Below are 22,954 nucleotides of genomic sequence, written 5' to 3' on the forward strand. Positions count from 1 at the left end.
ACATGCGAAAAATAAGTAAATATGGTCTTTCTTGTATTAAACAATGGGAAGGTCTACGTTTAGAGGCTTATCGTGATGTTGCTGGTGTGTTAACTATAGGTTACGGTCATACAGGAAAAGATGTAAAGATAGGACAACAGATTAGCCGTAATCAAGCAGAAAATCTTTTATTAAAGGATTTAGCTAGATTTGAAGAGGCTGTTTCAAAATATGTAAAAGTTGATTTAACAGATAATCAATTTGCTTGCTTAGTTTCTTTTGCTTTTAATATTGGTGTTACTGCTTTTAAAGGTTCTAAGTTATTAAAGAAGCTTAATAAGGGTAACTATGATGCTGTCCCGCAAGAGCTAATGCGTTGGACTTATAGCGGTGGTAAAATATCACAAGGATTAGTTAATCGTAGGTCAGCGGAGGTCGGTTTATGGGCTAAAGGTTCAAGAGTATCCTCTCAATGTGTAGATTGTGATAGAGACGAACAAGAGCAGATAAGCAAAACAAAAGAAGGTAAAGCCGTTGCAGTTACCTCTATAGGTGCTTTAGGTGCAACTTTTACCGAGATAGCTAGAGAAATACAGCCACAATCAGAAAATTTTACCATCTTACGTTATCTCTTTGCCATCCTAACCTTGCTTGGTATTGGATTAACTTTGTTCGCGGTAATTAAGCGGATGAGGGGGTAAGAGTGGATGTAGGTAAGGATATTGTTGCCTATAGAAAAATTTAGATATATGTTATAATTTTCTAAATTAATATTTGTAAGGAGAAGCAGATGAAGTTTAAAAGTATTTTAAGAGCATTGAGTGTTTTTGTAGTATTTGTCTTTAGCAATATACAAGTTCAGGCTAAAGATACAGAGAAAAAATACGAAATTACTAGTGAGTGCATAACAGAGAATGAAGTAAAAGTTTGTCGTATTAAGGCTTTAAGAGACATAGGTGATTACATTAAGAAAGGGGACCTTGGAGGTTTTATTCAATCTGAAAATAATTTATCCCATAAAGGTGATAGTTGGGTAGCTGATGCGGCTATAGTTTACGGTAGTGGTGCAATTTTTGACGATGCTAAAGTTTTCGGTAATGCTAAAATTTATGGTGAAGCTACAATTCTTGACTATGCTGCAATTTTTGACAATGCTGAAATTTATGGTGGTGCTATAATTTCTGGTAATGCTAAAGTTTTCGGTAATGCTAAAGTAGATTCGGCGGAAGTTTATGGGAATGCTCTAGTTTATGACAACGCTCATATTTCTGATTACGCTATAATTTTGGATGATGTTGAAGTTTTTAACAATGCTAAGATTCATGATGGTCCTATACTTATGCAGATGGCAATGGTTTGTGGGAATGCTGAAATTAGCGGTAATGTTTTGATTAATGGTAATCTTCAAGTTGCTGGTGATAATAAGATTTTTGGTTATATAGATGCTTCTAACATTAAGAGAGCAACTAATATAAGTGGTCGTAGATAATATTGTATGGTCTGGATAAGTTAATTTACATAGTCAAACCAAAGTTATAGCTATCACATGTTATTGTGATAGCTATTTCCTTCTCTAAGAAAAATAATTAAAAACAGGATTGTATTAACGGTCGCACGTTTTGGCGAGCATTAAAGTTTAGTTTTCCCCAATTTCGGGGAAAAGTTTTTTATATCTTTTTCAAAATTTTAGTAAATGTTTGCTTCCCAATTCTGGTAAGCAAAGGTAGAACAGCTAACGAATCATCAACAGTAAAATACAAAAAACCATTTGACAAAGGCTAAAAAATATTATAGCCTAATCCTACAGTGCCTCAAAAACACTAAACAGTTAGCGGATAAATAACCGAAATTTATTTACCGTTTCCAAATAATTCGATTTATTACTATGCTGTTTAAGCATACGTTTTATGTCGGGTGTGGTTATGCTATACAATACCTGTAAGGGGAAGGCATAACGACGGACTAACTGCCGTGTTTTTGAGCACCCGACACCATTATATGGTGTTTAATCAAAAACTTTAATACAGTTAGGAGAAAAGCCATGGACGGTTTAATCAATTATATAAACAATGCCCAAAAAGCTAAAAAGAACTCTCAATTAAAACAGGCTCAAGACAAAGATGTAGCAACATCAGTGTTAACTATGTCTAGTCGTGAGATTGCTAAGTTGTGTAATAAAAGACATGATAATGTTATGCGTGATATCAAGAAAATGTTAGAGGATTTGTATGCTGAAAAAGATCTCCTCAAATTTGAGGGCATCTATTTTGATAAGTACAAAAAGCAACAAAAATGCTATCACCTACCTAAACGCGAGTGTTTAATTCTAGTATCTGGTTATAGCACAACACTAAGAGCAAAGATTGTTGACCGCTGGTTAGAATTAGAACAACAACCTAAGACTACTAATATTGATGAAGTATTAAATAATCCAGACAATTTAAAAACATTATTATTAGATAATGTTAATAAGGTTATAAAATTACAAGAGATAGTTAAAGAACAAGAACCCAAAGTTAAGGCTTTAGAGCATTTAACACGTTCTGATGGTTTATGGTGTATAACTGATGCTGCTAAAGTTTTAGAGATGCGTCCTAAAGATTTATTTAGATACTTACAGAGTTCTGGTTGGATTTATAGGAGGGGTGGCAGTAAAAACTTTATCCCTTATCAAAATGTTTTAAAATCTGGTTTGATGGATTGTTCAACTACGACTGTAACTAGAGCAGATGGCTCTGAATTTACTACATCACAAGCAAAGATTACTAGTAAAGGTATGGTTAAGTTATCTGAATCTTTCCAATCAGCGGAGGTAGCATAATATGTATAAATGTAATAAAACTCAAATAGAAGTATTATTTGAAGCTTATTTAGCATTAAATCAATTATTCTATCGTGATTGTGACCAAGATGTTGATGAGTGGAACGAGGCTTTAAGCTCTTTTAAATTTGTACGAGAAAATCTTTCCAAAGCTCCTATAACTAATATTGAGGATGCTTTTAGAAAACTTTATTGTGAAGCGGTTAGATTTGCTTGTCTAGACGATGGTACACCTTTATCTAAAGAACTACAGCCTTTTTTACCTAGGGTAGCTTAAACATTAGAGCCCCGCTTTATGGTGGGGCTTTTTAGCGTCTACAGACTCTGTTAATTTTAAAATCCTTAGGTTATGATTCATTGTGATAAAACCGCATTGGAGCAAAGCATGAAAAAATATTTATATATTGCTGGAGCGGTTATAACCGCTTTTTTTGTTGCCTTAGCTAAAGCATTTAAATTAGGACAGCAAGACCAACAAAATAAGCAAGATAAAGAAACATTAAAATCTATTGGTATACGTCAAAAGGTAGAAAATGACATTAATAAGAAATCTGATGCTAATATCCGTGACTCTTTGCGTAAGTGGGTGCGCGGTAATGACGAGACCAGATAATTGTATTTTATTTGCTCCTATTTATTTAGAATATAAAGATTTAGATGTTATTAGCCCACAGTTAGCTAGACAATTATTAAGACATAACGAAACTGGTGCTAAAGTTTGCAAGTGGTGATAAGGTTATAAAATGATAGATAAAAAGAAAAGAACACCATTAACGACACAAGAAAAGCAGATGCTAAGAGAATTAGCTACTGCTTACTCTACATTTAAAACTTTATCACGTTGGTTAAAATGGATTATCATTACAATATTTGTCATTGTTATAGAAGGTCAAAGATTTTTAACAGCTATAGATAACATCTTTGAATGGGTAAAAAAATTATTTACTAGGGGATAAGTTTTACAGATTCGTTCGTATGCTTTCAAGTACATTGAGTTTAAAAGGGTGGGTAAAAAGGTAATATCACAAGCTTAAATCCTCTGTAAATCGTTGATATTCCTAGGTTTTTATAAAATTAATGGTGCCCCCGGAGAGACTCGAACTCCCGACCCCCTGATTACAAGTCAGGTGCTCTACCAACTGAGCTACAAGGGCAACATTGTTACTTTATTTATCATATCATTGTAACAATATGAATTTTAATTTTATTTTTTCCACAATTTTAACTAGTTAAAGTGGTAATTTAGAGGTTATTCTGTTTCAGAGTTTTTAAGATAATTTTCTAACCAGTGAATGTTATAGTTACCGGTTTGAATATCATCTTCTTTTATTAGTTCGCGAAATAACGGTAAAGTTGTTTTTACACCGTCAATTACAAACTCATTTAAGGCTCTATTTAAACGCATTAAACATTCTTTACGATTTCTACCATATATTATTAACTTACCGATCATACTATCGTAATAAGGAGGTATATTATAACCTGAATATGCGGCTGAATCTACTCTAACTCCTAAACCTCCTGGCGGATGAAAATGTGTTATTGTACCTGGAGAGGGTAAAAAGTTGCGTGGATCTTCTGCATTAATTCTGCATTCTATTGCGTGTCCACAAAAATTAATATTTTCTTGGGTTACTGATAATCCATCACCATTTGCTATACGTAGTTGTTCGTGAACTAAATCTATACCGGTAATTGCTTCCGTAATAGGATGTTCAACTTGAAGCCTAGTATTCATTTCAATGAAATAAAATTCACCATTTTCATATAAGAATTCTATTGTTCCTGCGCCTTTATATTTTAACTTTGCGCAAGATTCGGCTACTATTTTACCTATTTTTTTTCTTTCTTCTTCAGTTAAAGCAGGTGATGTTGCTTCTTCCCATACTTTTTGATGACGTCTTTGTAAAGAGCAGTCTCTTTCACCTAAATGTACGGCATTTCCTTTTCCGTCACCTATGACTTGAATTTCAATATGGCGAGGCTTATTAAGATATTTTTCTATATATACTGAACCATCTCCGAAAGCGGCACTTGCTTCAGTTTGTGCGGTAGATAGTGCAATATTTAACTCTTCTTTACAGTGGGCAACTTTCATACCCCGTCCACCACCGCCTGCAGCAGCTTTAATAATTACAGGATATCCAATAGTTTCAGCTATTTTCAATGCTTCATCTGGATCTGTTACTGCGCCGTCAGAACCAGGTACAGTTGGTATCCCTAATTTTTTAACTGTTTTTTTAGCCTCAATTTTATCACCCATGATCCTTATATGATCGGCTGTAGGACCTACGAAAGTAATTTTATGTGCTTCTAAAATGTCAGCAAAATGAGCGTTTTCTGATAAAAATCCATAACCAGGGTGCACAGCATCAGCGTGAGTAATTTCGCATGCTGCAATAATTTGAGAAATATTTAAGTAACTATCACGTGCAGCAGGAGGGCCTATACATACACTTTCATCTGCTAAACGTACATGCATTGCTTGAGAATCTGCAGTAGAATGTACAGCAACAGTTTTTATGTTTAATTCTTTACAAGCTCGTAAAATGCGTAAGGCTATTTCGCCTCTATTTGCAATAAGTAGCTTTTTTATCATGAGAAAAACCTATTCTATTATTACTAAAGCTTCGCCAAATTCTACTGGTTGGGCATCTTCAACTAATACTGCTTTTACAGTACCATCATTAGGGGCAGAAATTTGATTCATCGTTTTCATTGCTTCAATGATTAGTAAAGGATCGCCTTTTTTAACTTTTTGTCCTACAGAAATGAATGGCGGTTTTCCTGGAGCAGGTGCTAAATAGGCGGTACCTACCATAGGTGATTTTACCGCATTATTATTTTTACTATTGTCAATATCTTGGTTATTTGATGTAGCAACTGCTGGAGCTGGCTGAGCAGGGAGCACAGGATTTTGAGGCATATGATAAGCTGTAGCTGCTATGGGGGCAGGAGTACGAGAAACTCTTATACGAGTATTATTATTTTCTACTTCTATATCTGAAAGATTAGTATCATTTAAAATTTCTGCTAATTCACGAATTAAATTTTTATCAATTTCTGAGGTTTTTCTACTCATTGGGCTGAGACTCCTACTATAAACTCACCATTTGTGGCATTATAACAAGATATTATTTTTTTTACCATTAAAAATATATATCTAGAATGGTCTATATATTGACTATAGTTAATTGTCAAATATCATAATAAGTTATTTAGAAATATATTGTGTATGAAATATTTATTTTTTTTACTGAAAAAAATCTTACTTGCAATTTGTTTAAAGTTATTTAAATATTAAAGTAAGATATAAGGGAGAATAATGATGTATAAAAAGCGAAATAATATTATCGTTAGTGCTATCTTTTTGTTACTAACTTTGTATTCTGCTAATGTTAATGCAGGTACCTTAGAAAATGTTAAAGCTAGAGGTTATTTGTTGTGTGGCGTAAGTTCGGGTGTAGCGGGGTTTAGTATTCCTGATCAACAATCCAGATGGCAAGGGATAGATGTGGATTATTGTCGTGCAGTGGCATCTGCTATCTTTAATGATCCTGATAAAGTTCGTTTTGTAGCTTTAACACCTAAGGAGAAATATCCAGCGTTGTCTTCTAAACAAATAGATATGTTAGCGCGTAACTCTACTTGGACCTTTTCAAGAGATGTGGGCATGTCTTTTGAATTTCCAGCCATAAATTATTATGATGGGCAAGGGTTTATGGTAAATGTTAAAAAAAATCCAGGAGTAACTAAAGCAACGGATCTAGATGGGGCAACTGTTTGTGTACAAGCAGGAACCACCTCAGAATTAAACTTATCTGATTATTTTACGGCTAATAAAATATCTTATGAACCATTAGTATTTGATAAATTTAGTGAGATAAATGCTGCTTACGATGCAGGGCGTTGTGATGTGTATACTACGGATAACTCTTCTTTATACGGTATTAGATTGCAATTATCTGCTCCAGATGATCATAAAGTTTTACCTGATATAATATCAAAAGAGCCGTTAGCTGTAATGGTACGTGATGATGATCCTAAATGGACCAATATAGTAAAATGGGTACATAATGTAATAGTTAATGCTGAAGAATTTGGTATAACTAAGGATAATGTTGTAGAAATGAAAAATTCGTCTAATCCTAGTATTCGTCGTTTCTTAGGGGTAGAAAAATCTAGTGATTTAGGTAAAGATTTAAATTTATCAAAAGATTGGATAATTTATGTCATCAGTGGCGTTGGTAATTATGGAGAAATATTTGAGCGTAATTTAGGAAAAGATAGCGTTTTAAATGTACCGCGCGGTCTTAATGAATTATGGACCAAGGGTGGATTAATGTACGGTATTCCTGTACGTTAGTATTTAAATATTTAATACTAACTAACGTATAATAGGAGCGGATCTTTGGATAAGATTTTAAAATATTTTAAGAGTTTTGGTTTTATAACGTGGATAATTCTAATAGCAATTATTTGTTTTATATTTGTATCAATCTTAAAAATATTACCGTATTTTTCTTTCTTAGATATGCGGGCTGGCTTTGATATAGGTCAGTCCGTCCTAGCTTACACTCCTGATAATACTTATTGGTGGGCTATATTAGTTGGTTTAGTTAATAGTTTATATGTATCTATTATTTGTATCGTTATTTCTAGTTTTGTAGGATTTTTTATTGGATTGGGAAGAATATCTAAAAATTGGTTGCTAGCTAGATTATGCGGATTATATGTGGAAATTTTTAGAAATATTCCATTATTACTGATTATTTTAATTTTTTATTTTTTAATTTTATTTTTATTGCCGGACGTGCGGCAAAGTTATAATTTAGGTGGTATATTATTTTTAAATAAACGTGGTTTACATTTTCCTCAAATAGCTTACTTTAGTTTGTTTTTGCCGTTATTATTAGCAGCATTAATTGCAGTATATTATTTTATTGTTCCTAGAATAACCGTGAAATATATAAAGATTTTTTATATATTAAGTTTTTTTGGTGTCATTTTGTTAATCGCCGCTTTTTATCTAATAATGCCCGTAGAATATCCTAGACCGTCTGCGTTTAATATTTTAGGAGGAGGAAAATGGACACCTGAATTTTTAGCACTTGTGCTTGGTATTTCTTTATATAGTGCTTCTTTTTGTGCAGAAATTATAAGGGCAGGTATATTATCTGTAGATAAAGGAATTATTGAAGCAAGTAAGTCTCTAGGAATGAGTTTTTGGCAGATTAAACAAAAAATTACTATGCCGATAGCATTGAGAATAATTATACCTCCATTAACTAATAGCTATATTAGTTTAATAAAAAATACTTCTTTAGCTGTAGCAATTGGATTTCCTGATTTTGTAGCCGTAACTAGCACGATATTAAATCAAACTAGTAAAGCTGTTGAAATTGTTTTATTATGGTTTATTGTATATGGTAGTTTGAGTTTATTCGTCTCTTTTATTATGAATTATTTTAATAAAAATTTATACTTACAAAAAAGGAGATAGTGATGAGCAAAGACCATTTTGTAAGAGATAAATTAATAGATTCTCGCGCTTTAGCAAAAGATAAAAATATAATAAAAAAAATAGGCAATTCTTTATTTGCTTCAACTTTTGATACTATAGTTACGATATTTTGCTTTATTATTATTTTTGTATTAATTAAAAATTTATCTCAATGGTTGATTTTTGATGCTGTGTGGAATGGAGATAATAGACTTGCTTGTGCTACTATAAATCAAGGTGGAATTCAAGAAAATGGTTGGAGCGGTGCTTGTTGGCCTTTCGTAATTAATAATATTACTAGTTTTATTTATGGCGATTATCCAATTTCAGAAATATGGCGACTTAATTTATTAGCTGTTATGTTTGTTGTAGTTATTCTACCATTACTTATTTTAAAAGCACCTTTTAAAATTCTCAATGCTATTTTTGCTTTTATATTTTTACCAATAGTGGGTTATTTTTTGGTTCACGGAGGTTACTTTGGTTTAACTATTGTAGATATGGATAAATTAGGAGGTCTGTTTTTAACTTTTGTTATTGCTTATATGGCTATTAGTTTTTCACTACCTTTAGGTTCAATTTTAGCACTTATGAGATTATCGACTAATAAGTTTTTTTCTGTCTTAGCAACCTTTTTTATTGAAGTTATTCGATCATTTCCTTTAATAGCTATTTTATTTGCTGTTATATTTTTATTACCGTTATTACTGCCGGGTTATTTTGATTCTAATAAATTTTTACGTGCTTTAATAGCTATTATTTTATTTTCTTCTGTATATATAGCAGAGGTTATAAGAGGGGGTATAGCATCTATTGAAAAAGGACAATATGAGGTTGGCAAAGCTTTAGGTATGACAAAATTGTTAATCTATTTATTAATAATTTTACCGCAGGCTATAAGACGTAGTTTGCCAGCTATAGTTAATACTATTATTGGAATTTTTAAAGATACAAGCTTAGTATATGTTATTTCTATGTTTGATTTTATTGGTATAGTAAGAAGATTAGCATTATTACCAGAGTGGTTAACGCCTGTAACGCCAACAACTGGATTAATATTTCTTGGAATAATATTTTGGGTTATTTGCTTTTCTATGTCTAGATACTCTAAATATTTAGAACGTAAATTTAAATAACTGTTAAAATTGGAGTAATTTATGTATAACTCTACGACTAAAAATAATTTTTCTGTGCAGATGTGTAAAGTTAATAAATGGTATGGTGATTACCATGTCTTAAGAGATATTAATCTTAATGTGCAAGAAGGAGAAAAAATTGTAATAATTGGACCCTCAGGATCAGGTAAATCTACTTTGATTAGATGTATTAATCGATTAGAAAATTTTCAAGAAGGTGAAATTATAGTTAATGGAATTAAATTAGATGATAAGTTAAAAAATGTAGAGTTGGTACGTAAAGATATCGGTATGGTATTCCAAAGTTTTAATTTATTTCCTCATTTAACTATCTTGCAAAATTGTACTTTAGCACCTATTTGGGTAAAAAAATTAACTAAAAAACAAGCTAAAAAAATAGCTTATGAATATTTAGATAGGGTTCATATTCTGGATCAAGCGGATAAATATCCTGCTGAATTATCTGGTGGACAACAACAAAGGGTTGCTATAGCTAGAGCATTATGTATGAATCCTAAAATGATGTTATTTGATGAACCTACCTCAGCTCTAGATCCAGAAATGGTTAAAGAGGTTTTGGATACTATATTAGAGTTAGCAAAAGATGGTATGACTATGATTTGTGTAACACATGAAATGGAATTTGCGCGGCAGCTGGCTGATAAGGTAATTTTTATGGATCAGGGTCAGATAATTGAAGTAGCAGACGCTAAAAGCTTTTTTGATGATCCGCAACATGAAAGAACAAAAAGTTTTTTAGGGCAATTATTATAATCTATAACTAGTTATTTAATTTAGTGATGTCATAATTATAGAGCTAGTTGAGGTTATTAATAAGTAATAGCTGAACTTACTAAAAATTATATTAAATTCTAATTTTAGGTATAAATTCTTATTAGATATATTTTATTATTAATTTATGATTAGTCACTTAACTTAGTTGCATCATAATCATAGATCCAAAAAATTAGTTATTTAATTTGGTGATGTCATAATTATAGAGCTAGTTGAGGTTATTAATAAGTAATAGCTCATCTTATTAAAAATTATATTAAATTTTAATTTTAGGTAGAAATTCTTATTAGATATATTTTATTATTAATTTATGATTAGTCACTTAACTTAGTTGCATCATAATCATAGATCCAATTGAGATCATTAATGAATGATTGAGGCTTTCTATATTTAAAAGCTATATTGCGTCCTAATTTTAATAAGAAATTAGCATTATATATTTTTTTATTAAATAAGCTTCTATTTTGGATTTTATTAATGCGTGGTAAGCGGGCTTTTATAAAATGGTCGATAGCTATTTGATTGATACCAAATTTTTTAAAGCTTGTAAAAAGGTAACATGCATCTTCTAACGCCATTGCGGCACCTTGTGCTGCAAAAGGATAAATAGTGTGGGCTGCATCACCTAATAGAAGACAATTATATCTGCCATAATAATTAGCATTTTTCATAATATATAAGGGGTATTTTTTCCATTCTAAGTTATCGGTAAATATTTTTTTAAAATCTTTATGCCAATCATTGATATGTGATAGAAAATCTTTAGCTTTGCTGGTGATATTCCATTGTTTTGCAGAGGATATTTTATCTTTCACTACAAGCACTAAGTTAATATCTTTATTTTTGTTAGTAGGATATAAAATTAGATGTTGTTTTTTCGCTAAAGCAATTACAATATCATTGCATGAGATATTATCTGTTAAATCTTTATGAATAAATTGTTGATTTTTTGAATAAGCTCGCCATACATTATCACCGGTGAAATAAGCCTCTTCGTTTGGTAAAAAAAATTTTCGTGCGTTAGACCATACACCATCACATGCTAATAATAAATCTGGTTTTATTATTTTATTATTTATATTAATGTGTATTTTTGAATTATCTATCTTAAAGTTATTTATCTTTTGACCAAAGAATAAATTAACATTAGGTAAGCTACGTACCTTATTTAATAATATTGTTTGTAAAGTTGCTCTATCAATAAGATAATAATCATTTTTGTTAGATAACGGTAAATTTATATAATTTTTTCCGTTAATAGCATCATATATTTTAAGCTGGTTAGCTCTGATAGCATTTTGTTTAATTTGATTTTCTAGTCCTATATAACTTAAAATTTTCATACTATTAGGAGGTAATTGAATGCCTGCTCCTATAGGTGATAAATTTTTAGCTTGTTCATATATATCTATAGTCGTGTCTAATTCACTTAATAGGATTGCTGTGGTTAAACCAGCTATTCCAGCTCCTGATATTACAATATGTTTATTAGTAGTTAGTGATGGTATTACGTCCATAATATCTAATTATTCTTTGACCAAGTCATACCTGCTGGCAAAGTATTATTATCAGTTAAAGCTGAGTTGTAATGATATTTGGTGGAGCAATATGGGCAGATTTTTTGATTAGTCTCATCCATAATGAGGTAAACATGAGGGTGATCAAAAGGAGGTAAAGCTCCTATGCACATGAATTTTTTATTTGCTATATGAATAGATTTATAGCCAATATTATTATGATAATATGGAACTTGCTTTAGCTTCATTTCTTGTACCTTGACAATATATAACTAGCATAATTTACCATTTTTTGTTTAATATTAAAAGAATAATACATATTAACTAACACTTTATGCTAAATTCATTTAGATAACTAACGGATAAAATATGCAACAGCATTTGATTAATAGAGAATTTTCATTATTAGAATTTAATCGTAGGGTTTTAAATGAATCTAGTCGAAAAAATCATCCACTGCTAGAGAGAGTTAAATTCTTATCTTTGTCAGCTAGCAATTTAGATGAATTCTTTATGGTTCGTTTAGCCGGTATGCCAGATAAGGAAATAATAACTAAAGATATTGTTGATATTCAATGTAGACAAACTAAGTCATGGGATAAATTAAAAGATGAGCTTTCTAAAAATGGTATAAATATTTTATCTATAAAGCAATTAACTAAAAAAAATTTAAATTGGTTAGATAATTTTTTTAATCTTAATATTTTTCCTACACTGACCCCTATAGCTATAAGTATAAATGAAAAACTTCCTTTTATTCCTAATTCTGTTTTATCTCTTGTAGCTTTAGTTAAACACAATGAATCTGATCAAAAAAAACTTATCTTATTACGCTTTCCTCGTAAATTATCTCGGTTGATTTTGTTAGGCGATGAGCATGAAGGTTATAATTTTATTTTAGTTGATGATATAATAACTTATTTTTTACCAAAATTGTTGCCGCATTATAGTGTATTGAGTTCTTGTCATATAAGAATATTGCGCGATAGTTATTTAGAAATAGATGAAGAATCAATTAATTTTATTGATAAAGTAAAAAATGCTGTAAAAAAAAGGCGGTACGGTAAAATTGTCAGAGTTGAAGTTTTACAGCATGTTGATGACTTATTTAAACAAACTATTATAAAAGCTTTAGATATTGATAGTGAAAAATTATCATTAATATCATCTATGTTAAAATTAGAGGATGTTATTCAGTTAGTAGATCTTCCTAGAGAAGATTTGAAATTTCCTCCATTAAATTCTATTTTTCCTGCTTATTTAAAAAAATATAATAACGATTGTTTTAAAGCTATTCAAAAAAGGGATAGATTAATACACCACCCTTATGAGACGTTTGATTTAGTGGTGGATTTTTTATCTCATGCAGCTAGCGATCCAGATGTAGTAACCATTAAACAAACTCTTTACCGTACTTCTGCTGATAGTCCAATTATAAAAGCTTTAATTGAAGCAGCCCGCGCAGGAAAAGCGGTTACAGCCTTAGTAGAATTAAAAGCTAGATTTGATGAGGAAGCAAATTTAAAGTGGGCAAAAGATTTAGAGGAAGCTGGTGTACAAGTTATTTTTGGTTTTTTAGAATTAAAAATACATGCTAAATTATCTTTAATAGTCAGAAAGGAAGGGGAAACTTTACGTTCTTATGTTCATGTTGGTACAGGGAATTATCATCCAGTCACTGCAAGAACTTATACAGATTTATCATTATTTACCTGCAATCCTACTATCACATATGAAGTATCTTTAGCTTTTAATTATATAACTAGTCATATAGCTCCACAAAATTTACAACATATAGCTTTAGCACCAATAAATTTAAGAGAAAAAATTTTATATTTCATTCAAAAAGAAATAAAAGCCGCTAAAGCTGGTAAAAAGGCGGCTATCTGGATGAAAATGAATGCTTTAATTGATGAGGAAATTATTGAGAATTTATATAAAGCAAGCAGTGCTGGCGTAAAGATAAAGCTAATAATAAGAGGAATTTGTTGTTTAAGACCAAATGTAAAAGGATTGTCAGAAAATATCAAAGTTAAATCTATAGTAGGAAGATTTTTAGAGCATAGTAGAATTTATTGTTTTGCTAATGGCGAGGAATTACCTTCTTCTAAAGCTATTATTTATATTGGTTCTGCTGATTTAATGCCACGTAACTTAAATAGAAGAGTAGAACTGTTAGTGCCGATAGAAGATAAAAAAGTTCATAAAAAAATCTTAGAACAAATAATGTTAGCTAACTTATTAGATAATCAACAGAGTTATGAAATTCTATCAGATGGAACTAGTAGACTTTTGGAAAAAAAGAACCAAGACGAATGTTTTAATACACAAAATTATTTTTTAAATCCGTATAAAATCATAACAAATAATGATATTTAAAAGCAAATAATGAATAACTTAAATACTAAAGGTAAATTATGTCACTTTTAAAAAAACAATTAGGACTAAATTCAGTGGCTGTGATTGATATTGGTTCAAATTCAGTAAGGTGGGTTGTTTATGATAATATTGTACGTTTACCGCAAGTATTATTTAATGAAAAAATTTCTTGTGCTTTAGGTAGTGGAATAGAATTAACTGGGCTATTAAATCAACAAGGGGTAGAATTATCATATAAAGCATTTAAACGTTTTCGTTTTTTAATGGATAAAATAGGTGTAAATAAAATTTATGCTTTTGCTACTGCAGCTGTTAGAGATGCTTTGAATGGAAAAGAATTTATTAATAAGGCTGAAACAATCCTAAAAATATCTATAACTATCTTATCTGGAGAACAAGAGGCACATTATGCTGCATTAGGAATAAAATCTGGATTTTTTCAGCCGCAAGGTTTAGTTGCGGATCTAGGTGGTGGTAGTTTAGAATTGTCTTATATCGAAAAAGGAGATATAGAATTAGCTACTAGTTTTCCTTTAGGTGGATTAAGATTGCATGATAAAGCTAATGGAAGATTATCGAATGCTCGAGATTTAGTAAAAGATTGTTTATCTAATAGTAATTTTTTACAAAAATTTCTATCTAAAGATTTTAAAAATTTTTATGCTATAGGAGGCATTTGGCGTTCTATTGCTAAGTTACATATGAGTGCTAAAAATTATCCTTTAAAAATTTTACACGGTTATATTATAAATTTAGAAGAAATAAGAAGATTTTTACAAAGAATAGCTAAAGGTGATGTAGATCATCTTAAAGGTATAGAAAATATTGCTAAAAATCGTCGTTATTTATTGGCTTATGGAGCAATTGTGTTGGGCGAATTATTAAGCATATTACGTCCACAAAAAATCTTAATTTCTTCTTATGGTATAAGAGAGGGGTGTTTATATCAGCTATTGCCTACTAAAATTCAAGAGCAGGATCCATTATTGTCTTTTGCTTCTGAAATGTCAAAGTCTTACTCTCGCTCTTTATCACATATTAGTGAATTAATAAAATGGACAGAACAATCTTTCATAGCTTTAGATATTAAGGAAAATCATATAGAAAAAAGATACCGCGAAGCAGCTTGTTATTTATTAGATATTGGTTGGAGAGCCGAGGTTGATTATAAAGGAGTTCAAGCGTTTGATATGATAGTATATGGTGGTATTGCAGGTGCAACTCATACTGCAAGATTATTCATTGCTTGTGCTGTATATTATGGTAATCAATTATCAATGAAAGAATTTAAAAATAATGAGTTAGTGAATAGTTTATTATCTCAAGAGAATCATAAAAAAGCTAAAATTTTAGGTATTTTACTAAGTACTGCAACTTTGCTATCAGCTTTTAATACTGGTATTATCTCAGAGCTTGTTTGGGAAAATGATGATAAGCAAGTAACTTTGGTTATTCCGCAAAAATACTTAGATTTAATGGGTGAAAATTTAGATAAAAGATTAGCTTCTTTAAAACAATTAATAAGCAAAAATATAGAATGTAAAATTAGTTATTCGTAAAAAATTCTATTTTATTATTATTAATTTTTAGGGCCAATTGTCCATTGAGTAATTTAGTAGCTTTTGCGCCGAAGATTTTTTTTCTCCACCCTTGGAATAATTTTGATTCACTTTTATCTTTTGCTAAAATAAATTTTTCTAGGTCTGCTACAGAAGCGATTAATCTAGGTGCGACTTTTTCTTGCTCTCCTATTATTTTGAGTAACAATTTTAATATTTCTAACTTGCCTTGTAGTTCAGAGGGAAAATTTTTATATTTTTTAATTTTTGGTAGATCATCTATAATCTGATCAGTAGAATTTTTTACGCAATTTATAATATCTTCTGCATAAAGTTTTTTCTGTAGGCTATTAAGAGGAAAACGTCGCAGTTTAAATAGACTATTAATTGTTTTTGGTTGTTGTTGAGCTATATCTATAAGTATCTCATCTTTTAAAATATGTGAACGTGGTACATTATTAGTTTGTGCTAGACATTCTCTCCAAAAAGCTAAATTTTGTAATATTGATTTTTCTTTGCTTTTTTTAAAGTTATATTTAATTTTATGCCATGCTAATTCTGGCGATGAATCGTAAGTATTTTTATCTGTTAAAATAGCTAATTCATCATCTCCCCATGTTTGCCGATTTTGTTGTTCTATTTTATTTTTCAGATATAAATATATATCCACTAAATATGTTACATCATATTCAGCATATTCAAGTTGTTGCGCAGATAAGGGTCTATTTTCCCAATTACTAAAACGTGAAGCTTTACTAAGATTTTTCTTACAGATATCTGACACTAATTTTTCATAAGAAATAGAGTCATTATAACCACAAATCATTGCAGCAATTTGAGTGTCATATATAGGCTCCGGTATAATTTTTGATAGATGATAAATTATTTCTATATCTTGTCGAGCAGAATGAAATATTTTTAAAATTTTCTTATTTTGCATTAAGTCAAAAAAGGGCTGTAAATTTATATTTTCAGCTAATGGATCAATAAGTATAACTTTATCTCTAGTTGCAATTTGTATAAGACATAATTTTGCCCAAAAAGTTTTTTCTCTAATAAATTCAGTGTCAATTGTTACAAAATCCGTGTGTTCTATACTTTTAAGACTTTCAATAAGTTGTGGGTTAGTGTTTATTAAAGGCATATTATTCTCTGTTATAGTTTAAAAAATGTTAATATAAGTGTAATTTGTAAAAATATTCAAAACTAAGTTTAACATGGATATAGATATTCGTCAGCACATTTTAAAAAAAGGATTTATTTATGCATCGTTATCGTAGTCATACATGTGGAGATCTTAGAATAACAGATACTTCAGTTCAAGTAAGACTTTCCGGGTGGGTACATCGAGTTCGTGACCATGGAGGGCTATTATTTGTTGATCTTAGAGATCATTATGGGCTCATTCAATTAGTTATTAACCCTGACTCTAATGCGTTTAACGTTGCTGAAAGCCTACGTAATGAATGGGTGATCTGTATTGATGGTACTGTTACAGAACGATCAGATGAAACAAAAAATCCACAGCTGGTAACCGGTGATATTGAGATTTTTGTGGATAACATAGAAGTCTTGTCTAAAGCTGATGAGCTACCATTACCCGTTTTCGGTGAGCCTGAATATCCAGAAAATATCCGCTTGGCTTATAGATTCTTAGATCTTAGAAGAGAAACATTGCATAAAAATATTATGCTACGTTTGGCTGTTATTGCATCTATCCGTAAGCGTATGCAAGAATTAGGCTTTAATGAATTTGCTACACCTATACTTACTTCTTCATCACCTGAAGGAGCAAGAGACTTCTTAGTTCCTAGCCGTATTCATCCAGGTAAATTTTATGCATTACCTCAAGCACCTCAACAATATAAACAATTAATAATGATGGCTGGATTTGATAAATATTTTCAAATAGCTCCGTGTTTTCGCGATGAGGATCCAAGAGCGGATAGATTCCCGGGTGAATTTTACCAATTAGATGTAGAAATGAGTTTTGTAGAGCAGGAAGATGTTCTTCAAAAAATAGAGCCAGTTATGGCTAGTTTGTTTGAAGAATTTGCAAATGGTAAAAAGGTTTCTCAGCCATTTAAACGCCTTACTTATGATGAAGCTATTTCTAAATATGGTTCAGATAAGCCTGATTTACGTAACCCTATTATTATGGAATCAGTTAGCGAACATTTTAAAGATTCTGGATTTAAAATATTTGCAAATATATTGGCGACTAATGAAAAAGCGGCTGTATGGGCTATTCCTGCTAAAAAGGGCGGTAGCCGTGCTTTTTGTGATAGGATGAATTCATGGGCGCAAAAAGAGGGCGAACCAGGGCTTGGTTATATCTTCTGGCGTCTTGAAAATGGGAAATTAGATGCCGCTGGTCCAATTGCTAAAAATATTGGAGAAGAAAGAACTGCCGCTATTGCTAAACAGTTAAATTTAGGTGATGGAGATGCTTGTTTCTTTGTGGCTGGAGATCCAAAAAAATTCTATAATTTTGCTGGAAAAGCTAGAACAAAGATTGGCGAAGAATTAAATCTAATAGATGAAAATTTATTTGAATTAGCTTGGATTACAGATTTTCCATTTTATGAATGGAATGAAGATGAAGATAAATTAGATTTTGGTCATAACCCTTTTTCTATGCCACAGGGTGGGGTACAAGCTCTTCAAGATCAAGATCCTTTATCAATTAAATCACTACAGTATGATCTTGTCTGTAATGGTTATGAAATTGCTTCAGGAAGTATTCGTAATCATATACCAGAGGTAATGGTTGCAGTTTTTGAGAAGATGGGTATTAATAAAGCGGAAGTAGAAAAAAGTTTTGGTGCTTTATATAGGGCATTCCATTACGGAGCTCCTCCTCATGGTGGTATAGCGGCAGGAATTGATAGGATTGTGATGTTATTAGCTGGTGTGAAAAATTTACGCGAAATAGCTCTATTCCCTATGAGTCAGCAAGCCGTTGATTTATTAATGGGGGCTCCTTCAGTAGCTACACCTACTCAATTAAGGGAGTTGAATATAAGGCCTTTGTCACCCGTCACAGAAAATTAATAAGTTTATTAATTAGATGTAATGGTTTTTAATTAATTTTCTAAAAATATGGGTTTGTAAATGTCTAATAATTCTGCTCTTTATAATGTTTATCAGCGTCGTGGATTGTCTTTCGTTAAAGGTGAGGGTGTTTGGTTAGAAACACAAGATGGTGATAAATATCTAGATTGTTTTGCTGGTGTAGGAGTTAATGCTTTTGGTCATGCAAACCCTGTTTTAATAGAAGCTTTAATTGAACAAGCGCATAAGGTGTGGCATATATCGAATATTTTTGTAAATCCTTTACAAGAAGAATTAGCGCAAAAATTGTGTGATATTAGTTTCGCTGATAAAGTGTTTTTTGCTAATTCTGGAGCAGAGGCTGTTGAATGTGCAATAAAAACAGCGAGAAAATATCATGCTCAATTAGGTAATGTGAATAGATATGAAATTATAACTTTTGTTAATTCGTTTCATGGTAGGACTTTAGCTACTATATCCGCTGGTGGTAATCCAAAATATACCGATGGTTTTGAGCCTATCCTTAAGGGCTTTAAACATGTGGATTTAGGTAATAAAGAGGATGTATTAGCTTCTATAAGTGAAAAAACAGCAGCTATATTAATTGAACCTATTCAGGGAGAAGGAGGTGTTTTCCCTGTAGAGGAAGAGTTTTTAAGATTTTTAAGAGAAACTTGTGATAAATATGGTTTATTGTTAATTTACGATGAAATACAATGTGGCTTTGGCAGAACTGGTAAAATGTTTGCCTATGAATGGTCTAATGTTGCTCCTGATATTATGACTATAGCTAAAGCTATGGGTAGTGGGTTCCCTGTAGGGGCTTGTTTGGCAACTAATATTGTAGCTAACTCTATGGTAGCTGGTAGTCATGGTAGCACTTTCGGTGGAAATGCTTTAGCTATGGCGGTTGCCCTAAAGACTTTAGATCTTATGCAGCAAAATGGTTTTTTAGAGTCTGTTCAGCAGCGCGCATCTGAGTTAATGACTGGATTAAAGGATTTGCAAAATAAATACCCTCATCTAATTAGTGATATTCGTGGAAAAGGGTTAATGCTAGGTTTGAAACCGGTTTTTTCTAATTTGGAATTAGTGCAAAAATTACAAGATAAATTTATCCTTGCTATTACTGCTGGAGATAATATAGTTAGATTATTGCCGCCATTAATTATTACTCAGGAACAGATTCAGCTTATTTTATCTTCTTTAGATGAGATATTTCAAAGTTATTAATTAATATAATTTCTAACTGTTTATTAGGAGTTATCTTATAGATGGTGCTTGTTAGTTAATTATTCATTGGTATATGTTTGTTAGTGATTTATTTTGCTAATTAAGCTCTGGTATATTAGAGCCAGCAGTCAATTATTACTCATAGACAGAATTAATGTATTTTATCTATTTATAGAAGTATATCAAAGCCGTTAAATTAACATATAATTTGTTAGCAGTTTGTCACTGTTACGATGTAGGTTCTTTTGAGAGATTTATTACAGGAAGGCTGTTGTAAGCTTTTAATAAAATACTTCGCAATTGTGTATTAGGTTGTTTATTGCATTCTTTTATTATGACGGTTATATATTTTTGTGGGTCTTTTTCAAGGTCATCTAAATTGCGAAAACTATCCTTAAGAGTTAGTTGCATGATGTTCATTCCGGTAAAGAAAGCTGCTATATACATGTAAAATGCTAATGATAGAGTATTATAATTTTTATGTAGGTTATTAATTAAGGTTGAACATTTTTCATTAGAAAAACCAGTTTCAATTTTATACGCTGTTTGCGCTTGCGCCATAGTAGCAAATTTAAAAAAGAGGGTAACAACCAAGAATGTAGCTAAAAATTTAAATTTGCGCATTTTTTTCCTATAACATTAAATTTTATTACATTATCTAATAATAACTTAAATATAATAATTATGTAATAATATTATATTAATTTATCACATAATTATTATTTATAAATAAGTTTTATACAGATTAATTGTTATAATTATTTACTTCGTCATTTTTTTTACGATCCTCATCGTTTAGATGTTGATGTACATCGTCGGCTTTATTTTGTAAATAATCTTTAGTATCTTGAGTGGCGTCCTTAGTCTTATCTTTTACGTCTTGAGTGGCATCCTTAGCTTTATCTTTTACATCTTGAGTCTTTTCTTTAGCGTCGTTAAAGGTGTCATGCCAAGCTTCTTTGGTTTTTTGCTTTAATTCTTGCGCTTTATCTTTTATAGTATCAGTGGCGTTATCTATTTTTTGTCCTAAAGTTTCTTTATTGTCAGAATTTTTGAGTTCTGTTTGTTCTGTATTTTGTAATTTGTTGTTTTCTGCGTTTTTGTCATCGTGACAAGCTGTAACAGTCATTAAAATTCCTAAAGATCCTAAAAGAACAGCTGTCTTCTTGAAATTATTTAATTTAAAAAGTTTATTCATTTTCCTATACCTTATAAAGTTAATCTATTTGTAATGATTAATTTATTAATAACTAATTAACTGTAAAAAAGTTGCAATATAAGCAATAAATATAGCTATATCTGAAATAAGCAAGAGTATAATAATGATAATTAATATAAACTTTCTTAGTTCATAGTAAATGAAAAAAATAGGAAAAGGTTTCTTATTTCGGCCACTTATAAAGTGGCGCGAGTGACGGGGATCGAACCCGCGACCTCCGGCGTGACAGGCCGGCACTCTAACCATCTGAGCTACACTCGCATAATCAAACTAGTTGATATTGCTCTTCTAATATTTTATTATTATTTTGTCAATATTAATTTTAACTGTTATCATAAGGTTGGGGAAAATAAAATAATTTAGGTGTCTTTTTGTTAATAAAGTAAAATAGATATTGTATTTTTTTTTATAATAAGATAAGTTACATCATCAGTTGATGGGCGATTAGCTCAGCTGGTAGAGCGCCTCGTTTACACCGAGGATGTCAGGAGTTCGAGTCTCTTATCGCCCACCATTAAATTTGTAAATTTAATGTTTTTATCCTACTCTTAGGTATATTTTTCATCTCTTTGTTTAATAGCCATGTTTAATAGAAATATTTTAATTGTTATTGATTCATTACCCTTAGATTAATTATAAATATGTTATTCTAATACCAGCATTAAGATTGTCTTAGAATAACATAATTAATATAGTTATATGGTATAAGATTATATTTTTAATTTACATTAATTTATTTTACCTTGTAATGTTTTTTTTAACAGTAACCTAACTATATGATTAATAAATATCTAATGATTAGGGTAATTATGCAATATTATAATTGGCAAAAAACAAGGCATAAAAATATATCTATATATTTATTCGCATTAACTGATGATTTATCCTTACGTTACGCGATTGCAGAACCTAAAAATTTTACTACAACCCGTGGGACTATTTTTTTAGTACCAGATTATAATGATAAAATAGAATATTATTTTAACATAATGAAAAATTTAGCTCAGCGTGGATATTATGTAGTAATTTTAGATTATTGTCCTATTGCTATTAATGATATAGAAATTAAAAAGTTAAAGATTTTACCATTCAAATACAAAGATTACATATATATATTTAAGTCTTTTTTAAAGCGCATTGTTTTTGATAAAGGTTTGGGTGCTACCTATATAATTGCTCATGGTGTAGGGGCAAAGCTGGTGTTGGAATATTTTCCTGAGCTTAATAATCATATTGAGCGGATTATTTTAATAGCGCCTTGGATAAAACCATATAAGGGTATTAGTAATTTATTAAATTTATATAAGACATTTAGAGATAAATATACTAATAAATTAGAGTTCAATAATAATATATTCACTAATTGTGAAAAGATATATCAAAAAAATATGGCAATAAATAAGGATATTAGTCTTAAAAAATATAATATTTTATCTTTTATGTCCTTCGTTAAAATGTTTTTATCGATTAAAAATATTAGATTTATATTAAATCAAGTAAAAATCCCCGTGTTATTTATAACTTGTGGAGAAGATAAAGCAGTTGAGAACCAGGCCATAGAGCAATTATCTCGTAAAATTAGAGCCAGTAGTCATATTTCTATAAAAGATGCTAAACATGATTTATTTCAGGAAAATAAAGATATTATAGGAGAATTTTTGACCATATTTGAAAATTTTGTGCCCGGTTCGAGTTTAGAAGATATAAAACTTACTAAGGATTTTTTTAATCCATCTATAAAAAAGCTAGTATAAGTATC

At 30.5% G+C, this 22,954-nt stretch carries 23 protein-coding genes and 3 tRNA genes; 17 read left to right on the forward strand and 9 right to left on the reverse strand.

Going from position 1 to position 22,954, the window contains the following annotated elements; all coding sequences use genetic code 11:
• The first annotated feature begins 2 nt into the window (after positions 1 to 2).
• The 7 genes from AB6T46_RS03035 (at position 3) to AB6T46_RS03065 (ending at position 3,756) form a co-directional block, all read left to right on the forward strand.
• Positions 3 to 680 (forward strand): lysozyme, encoded by a 678-nt coding sequence (locus AB6T46_RS03035; protein WP_370931042.1) that lies wholly within the window; start codon positions 3 to 5, stop codon positions 678 to 680.
• An 89-nt stretch (positions 681 to 769) separates the two neighbouring features.
• The gene (locus AB6T46_RS03040) at positions 770 to 1,468 is read left to right on the forward strand and encodes a hypothetical protein (RefSeq protein WP_370931940.1); all 699 of its coding nucleotides are present in this window, start codon (positions 770 to 772) and stop codon (positions 1,466 to 1,468) included.
• A 552-nt stretch (positions 1,469 to 2,020) separates the two neighbouring features.
• Positions 2,021 to 2,800, forward strand: coding sequence for a phage antirepressor KilAC domain-containing protein (locus AB6T46_RS03045; protein ID WP_370931941.1), 780 nt, complete (start codon positions 2,021 to 2,023; stop codon positions 2,798 to 2,800).
• Position 2,801: 1 nt separating this feature from the next.
• Complete coding sequence (locus AB6T46_RS03050) at positions 2,802 to 3,077, forward strand: hypothetical protein (RefSeq protein WP_370931942.1); 276 nt, start codon at positions 2,802 to 2,804, stop codon at positions 3,075 to 3,077.
• A 108-nt stretch (positions 3,078 to 3,185) separates the two neighbouring features.
• The gene (locus tag AB6T46_RS03055; protein ID WP_370931943.1) at positions 3,186 to 3,413 is read left to right on the forward strand and encodes a hypothetical protein; all 228 of its coding nucleotides are present in this window, start codon (positions 3,186 to 3,188) and stop codon (positions 3,411 to 3,413) included.
• Positions 3,397 to 3,531, forward strand: a complete 135-nt coding sequence (locus AB6T46_RS03060) for a hypothetical protein (protein ID WP_370931708.1) — start codon at positions 3,397 to 3,399, stop codon at positions 3,529 to 3,531. The genes AB6T46_RS03055 and AB6T46_RS03060 overlap by 17 nt, the downstream gene beginning before the upstream one ends.
• 12 nt (positions 3,532 to 3,543) lie before the next feature.
• On the forward strand, positions 3,544 to 3,756 hold the full coding sequence (locus AB6T46_RS03065) for a hypothetical protein (RefSeq protein ID WP_370931944.1): 213 nt from the start codon (positions 3,544 to 3,546) through the stop codon (positions 3,754 to 3,756).
• 122 nt (positions 3,757 to 3,878) lie between these two features.
• Here AB6T46_RS03065 and AB6T46_RS03070 read toward each other — a convergent pair.
• From AB6T46_RS03070 to accB, 3 genes are all read right to left on the reverse strand, one after another.
• Positions 3,879 to 3,954, reverse strand: a tRNA-Thr gene (locus AB6T46_RS03070).
• A gap of 95 nt (positions 3,955 to 4,049) precedes the next feature.
• Positions 4,050 to 5,399, reverse strand: a complete 1,350-nt coding sequence (gene accC / locus AB6T46_RS03075; protein WP_370931945.1) for an acetyl-CoA carboxylase biotin carboxylase subunit — start codon at positions 5,397 to 5,399, stop codon at positions 4,050 to 4,052.
• Positions 5,400 to 5,408: 9 nt separating this feature from the next.
• A complete protein-coding gene (gene accB, locus AB6T46_RS03080) occupies positions 5,409 to 5,882 on the reverse strand; it encodes an acetyl-CoA carboxylase biotin carboxyl carrier protein (protein ID WP_370931946.1) in 474 nt (157 codons plus the stop codon).
• 246 nt (positions 5,883 to 6,128) lie between these two features.
• Between accB and AB6T46_RS03085 the strand changes: the two genes are divergently transcribed.
• The 4 genes from AB6T46_RS03085 to AB6T46_RS03100 are packed head-to-tail and all read left to right on the forward strand — an operon-like array spanning position 6,129 to position 10,213.
• The gene (locus AB6T46_RS03085) at positions 6,129 to 7,166 is read left to right on the forward strand and encodes an amino acid ABC transporter substrate-binding protein (protein WP_370931947.1); all 1,038 of its coding nucleotides are present in this window, start codon (positions 6,129 to 6,131) and stop codon (positions 7,164 to 7,166) included.
• A 45-nt stretch (positions 7,167 to 7,211) separates the two neighbouring features.
• A complete protein-coding gene (locus AB6T46_RS03090) occupies positions 7,212 to 8,303 on the forward strand; it encodes an ABC transporter permease subunit (protein ID WP_370931948.1) in 1,092 nt (363 codons plus the stop codon).
• A gap of 2 nt (positions 8,304 to 8,305) precedes the next feature.
• On the forward strand, positions 8,306 to 9,439 hold the full coding sequence (locus tag AB6T46_RS03095) for an amino acid ABC transporter permease (RefSeq protein WP_370931949.1): 1,134 nt from the start codon (positions 8,306 to 8,308) through the stop codon (positions 9,437 to 9,439).
• A gap of 21 nt (positions 9,440 to 9,460) precedes the next feature.
• Positions 9,461 to 10,213 carry an amino acid ABC transporter ATP-binding protein gene (locus AB6T46_RS03100; protein ID WP_370931950.1) on the forward strand — a complete coding sequence of 251 codons (753 nt, stop codon included), beginning with the start codon at positions 9,461 to 9,463 and terminating at the stop codon, positions 10,211 to 10,213.
• Positions 10,214 to 10,548: 335 nt separating this feature from the next.
• On the opposite strand, the gene AB6T46_RS03105 is transcribed toward AB6T46_RS03100, so the two are convergent.
• Both AB6T46_RS03105 and AB6T46_RS03110 read right to left on the reverse strand, forming a co-directional pair.
• A complete protein-coding gene (locus AB6T46_RS03105) occupies positions 10,549 to 11,751 on the reverse strand; it encodes an FAD-dependent monooxygenase (protein ID WP_370931951.1) in 1,203 nt (400 codons plus the stop codon).
• Positions 11,752 to 11,756: 5 nt separating this feature from the next.
• Complete coding sequence (locus tag AB6T46_RS03110) at positions 11,757 to 11,999, reverse strand: zinc-finger domain-containing protein (RefSeq protein ID WP_370931952.1); 243 nt, start codon at positions 11,997 to 11,999, stop codon at positions 11,757 to 11,759.
• Positions 12,000 to 12,120: 121 nt separating this feature from the next.
• On the opposite strand from AB6T46_RS03110, the gene ppk1 reads away from it, so the two are divergent.
• Both ppk1 and AB6T46_RS03120 read left to right on the forward strand, forming a co-directional pair.
• On the forward strand, positions 12,121 to 14,130 hold the full coding sequence (ppk1, locus tag AB6T46_RS03115) for a polyphosphate kinase 1 (RefSeq protein WP_370931953.1): 2,010 nt from the start codon (positions 12,121 to 12,123) through the stop codon (positions 14,128 to 14,130).
• A 38-nt stretch (positions 14,131 to 14,168) separates the two neighbouring features.
• A complete protein-coding gene (locus tag AB6T46_RS03120) occupies positions 14,169 to 15,689 on the forward strand; it encodes an exopolyphosphatase (RefSeq protein WP_370931954.1) in 1,521 nt (506 codons plus the stop codon).
• On the opposite strand, the gene rnd is transcribed toward AB6T46_RS03120, so the two are convergent.
• On the reverse strand, positions 15,676 to 16,833 hold the full coding sequence (rnd, locus tag AB6T46_RS03125) for a ribonuclease D (protein ID WP_370931955.1): 1,158 nt from the start codon (positions 16,831 to 16,833) through the stop codon (positions 15,676 to 15,678). The two genes, AB6T46_RS03120 and rnd, sit on opposite strands and share 14 nt — an antisense overlap.
• Positions 16,834 to 16,952: 119 nt before the next feature.
• On the opposite strand from rnd, the gene aspS reads away from it, so the two are divergent.
• Positions 16,953 to 18,743, forward strand: coding sequence for an aspartate--tRNA ligase (gene aspS, locus AB6T46_RS03130; RefSeq protein WP_370931956.1), 1,791 nt, complete (start codon positions 16,953 to 16,955; stop codon positions 18,741 to 18,743).
• Between the two features lie 60 nt (positions 18,744 to 18,803).
• The gene (locus AB6T46_RS03135) at positions 18,804 to 19,976 is read left to right on the forward strand and encodes an aspartate aminotransferase family protein (RefSeq protein WP_370931957.1); all 1,173 of its coding nucleotides are present in this window, start codon (positions 18,804 to 18,806) and stop codon (positions 19,974 to 19,976) included.
• A gap of 228 nt (positions 19,977 to 20,204) precedes the next feature.
• On the opposite strand, the gene AB6T46_RS03140 is transcribed toward AB6T46_RS03135, so the two are convergent.
• The 3 genes from AB6T46_RS03140 to AB6T46_RS03150 all read right to left on the reverse strand — a co-directional run bounded on the left by AB6T46_RS03140 (position 20,205) and on the right by AB6T46_RS03150 (position 21,456).
• On the reverse strand, positions 20,205 to 20,600 hold the full coding sequence (locus AB6T46_RS03140; protein WP_370931958.1) for a hypothetical protein: 396 nt from the start codon (positions 20,598 to 20,600) through the stop codon (positions 20,205 to 20,207).
• Positions 20,601 to 20,721: 121 nt separating this feature from the next.
• Complete coding sequence (locus tag AB6T46_RS03145) at positions 20,722 to 21,174, reverse strand: hypothetical protein (RefSeq protein ID WP_370931959.1); 453 nt, start codon at positions 21,172 to 21,174, stop codon at positions 20,722 to 20,724.
• A gap of 205 nt (positions 21,175 to 21,379) precedes the next feature.
• Positions 21,380 to 21,456: transfer RNA gene (locus AB6T46_RS03150), tRNA-Asp, on the reverse strand.
• Between the two features lie 177 nt (positions 21,457 to 21,633).
• Between AB6T46_RS03150 and AB6T46_RS03155 the strand changes: the two genes are divergently transcribed.
• Both AB6T46_RS03155 and AB6T46_RS03160 read left to right on the forward strand, forming a co-directional pair.
• Positions 21,634 to 21,709 (forward strand) — tRNA-Val (locus tag AB6T46_RS03155).
• 295 nt (positions 21,710 to 22,004) lie between these two features.
• Positions 22,005 to 22,949 carry an alpha/beta hydrolase gene (locus AB6T46_RS03160; protein ID WP_370931960.1) on the forward strand — a complete coding sequence of 315 codons (945 nt, stop codon included), beginning with the start codon at positions 22,005 to 22,007 and terminating at the stop codon, positions 22,947 to 22,949.
• Positions 22,950 to 22,954: the final 5 nt, after the last annotated feature.

Source organism: Bartonella sp. DGB1, from assembly GCF_041345015.1.
Taxonomy (GTDB): Bacteria; Pseudomonadota; Alphaproteobacteria; order Rhizobiales; family Rhizobiaceae; genus DGB1.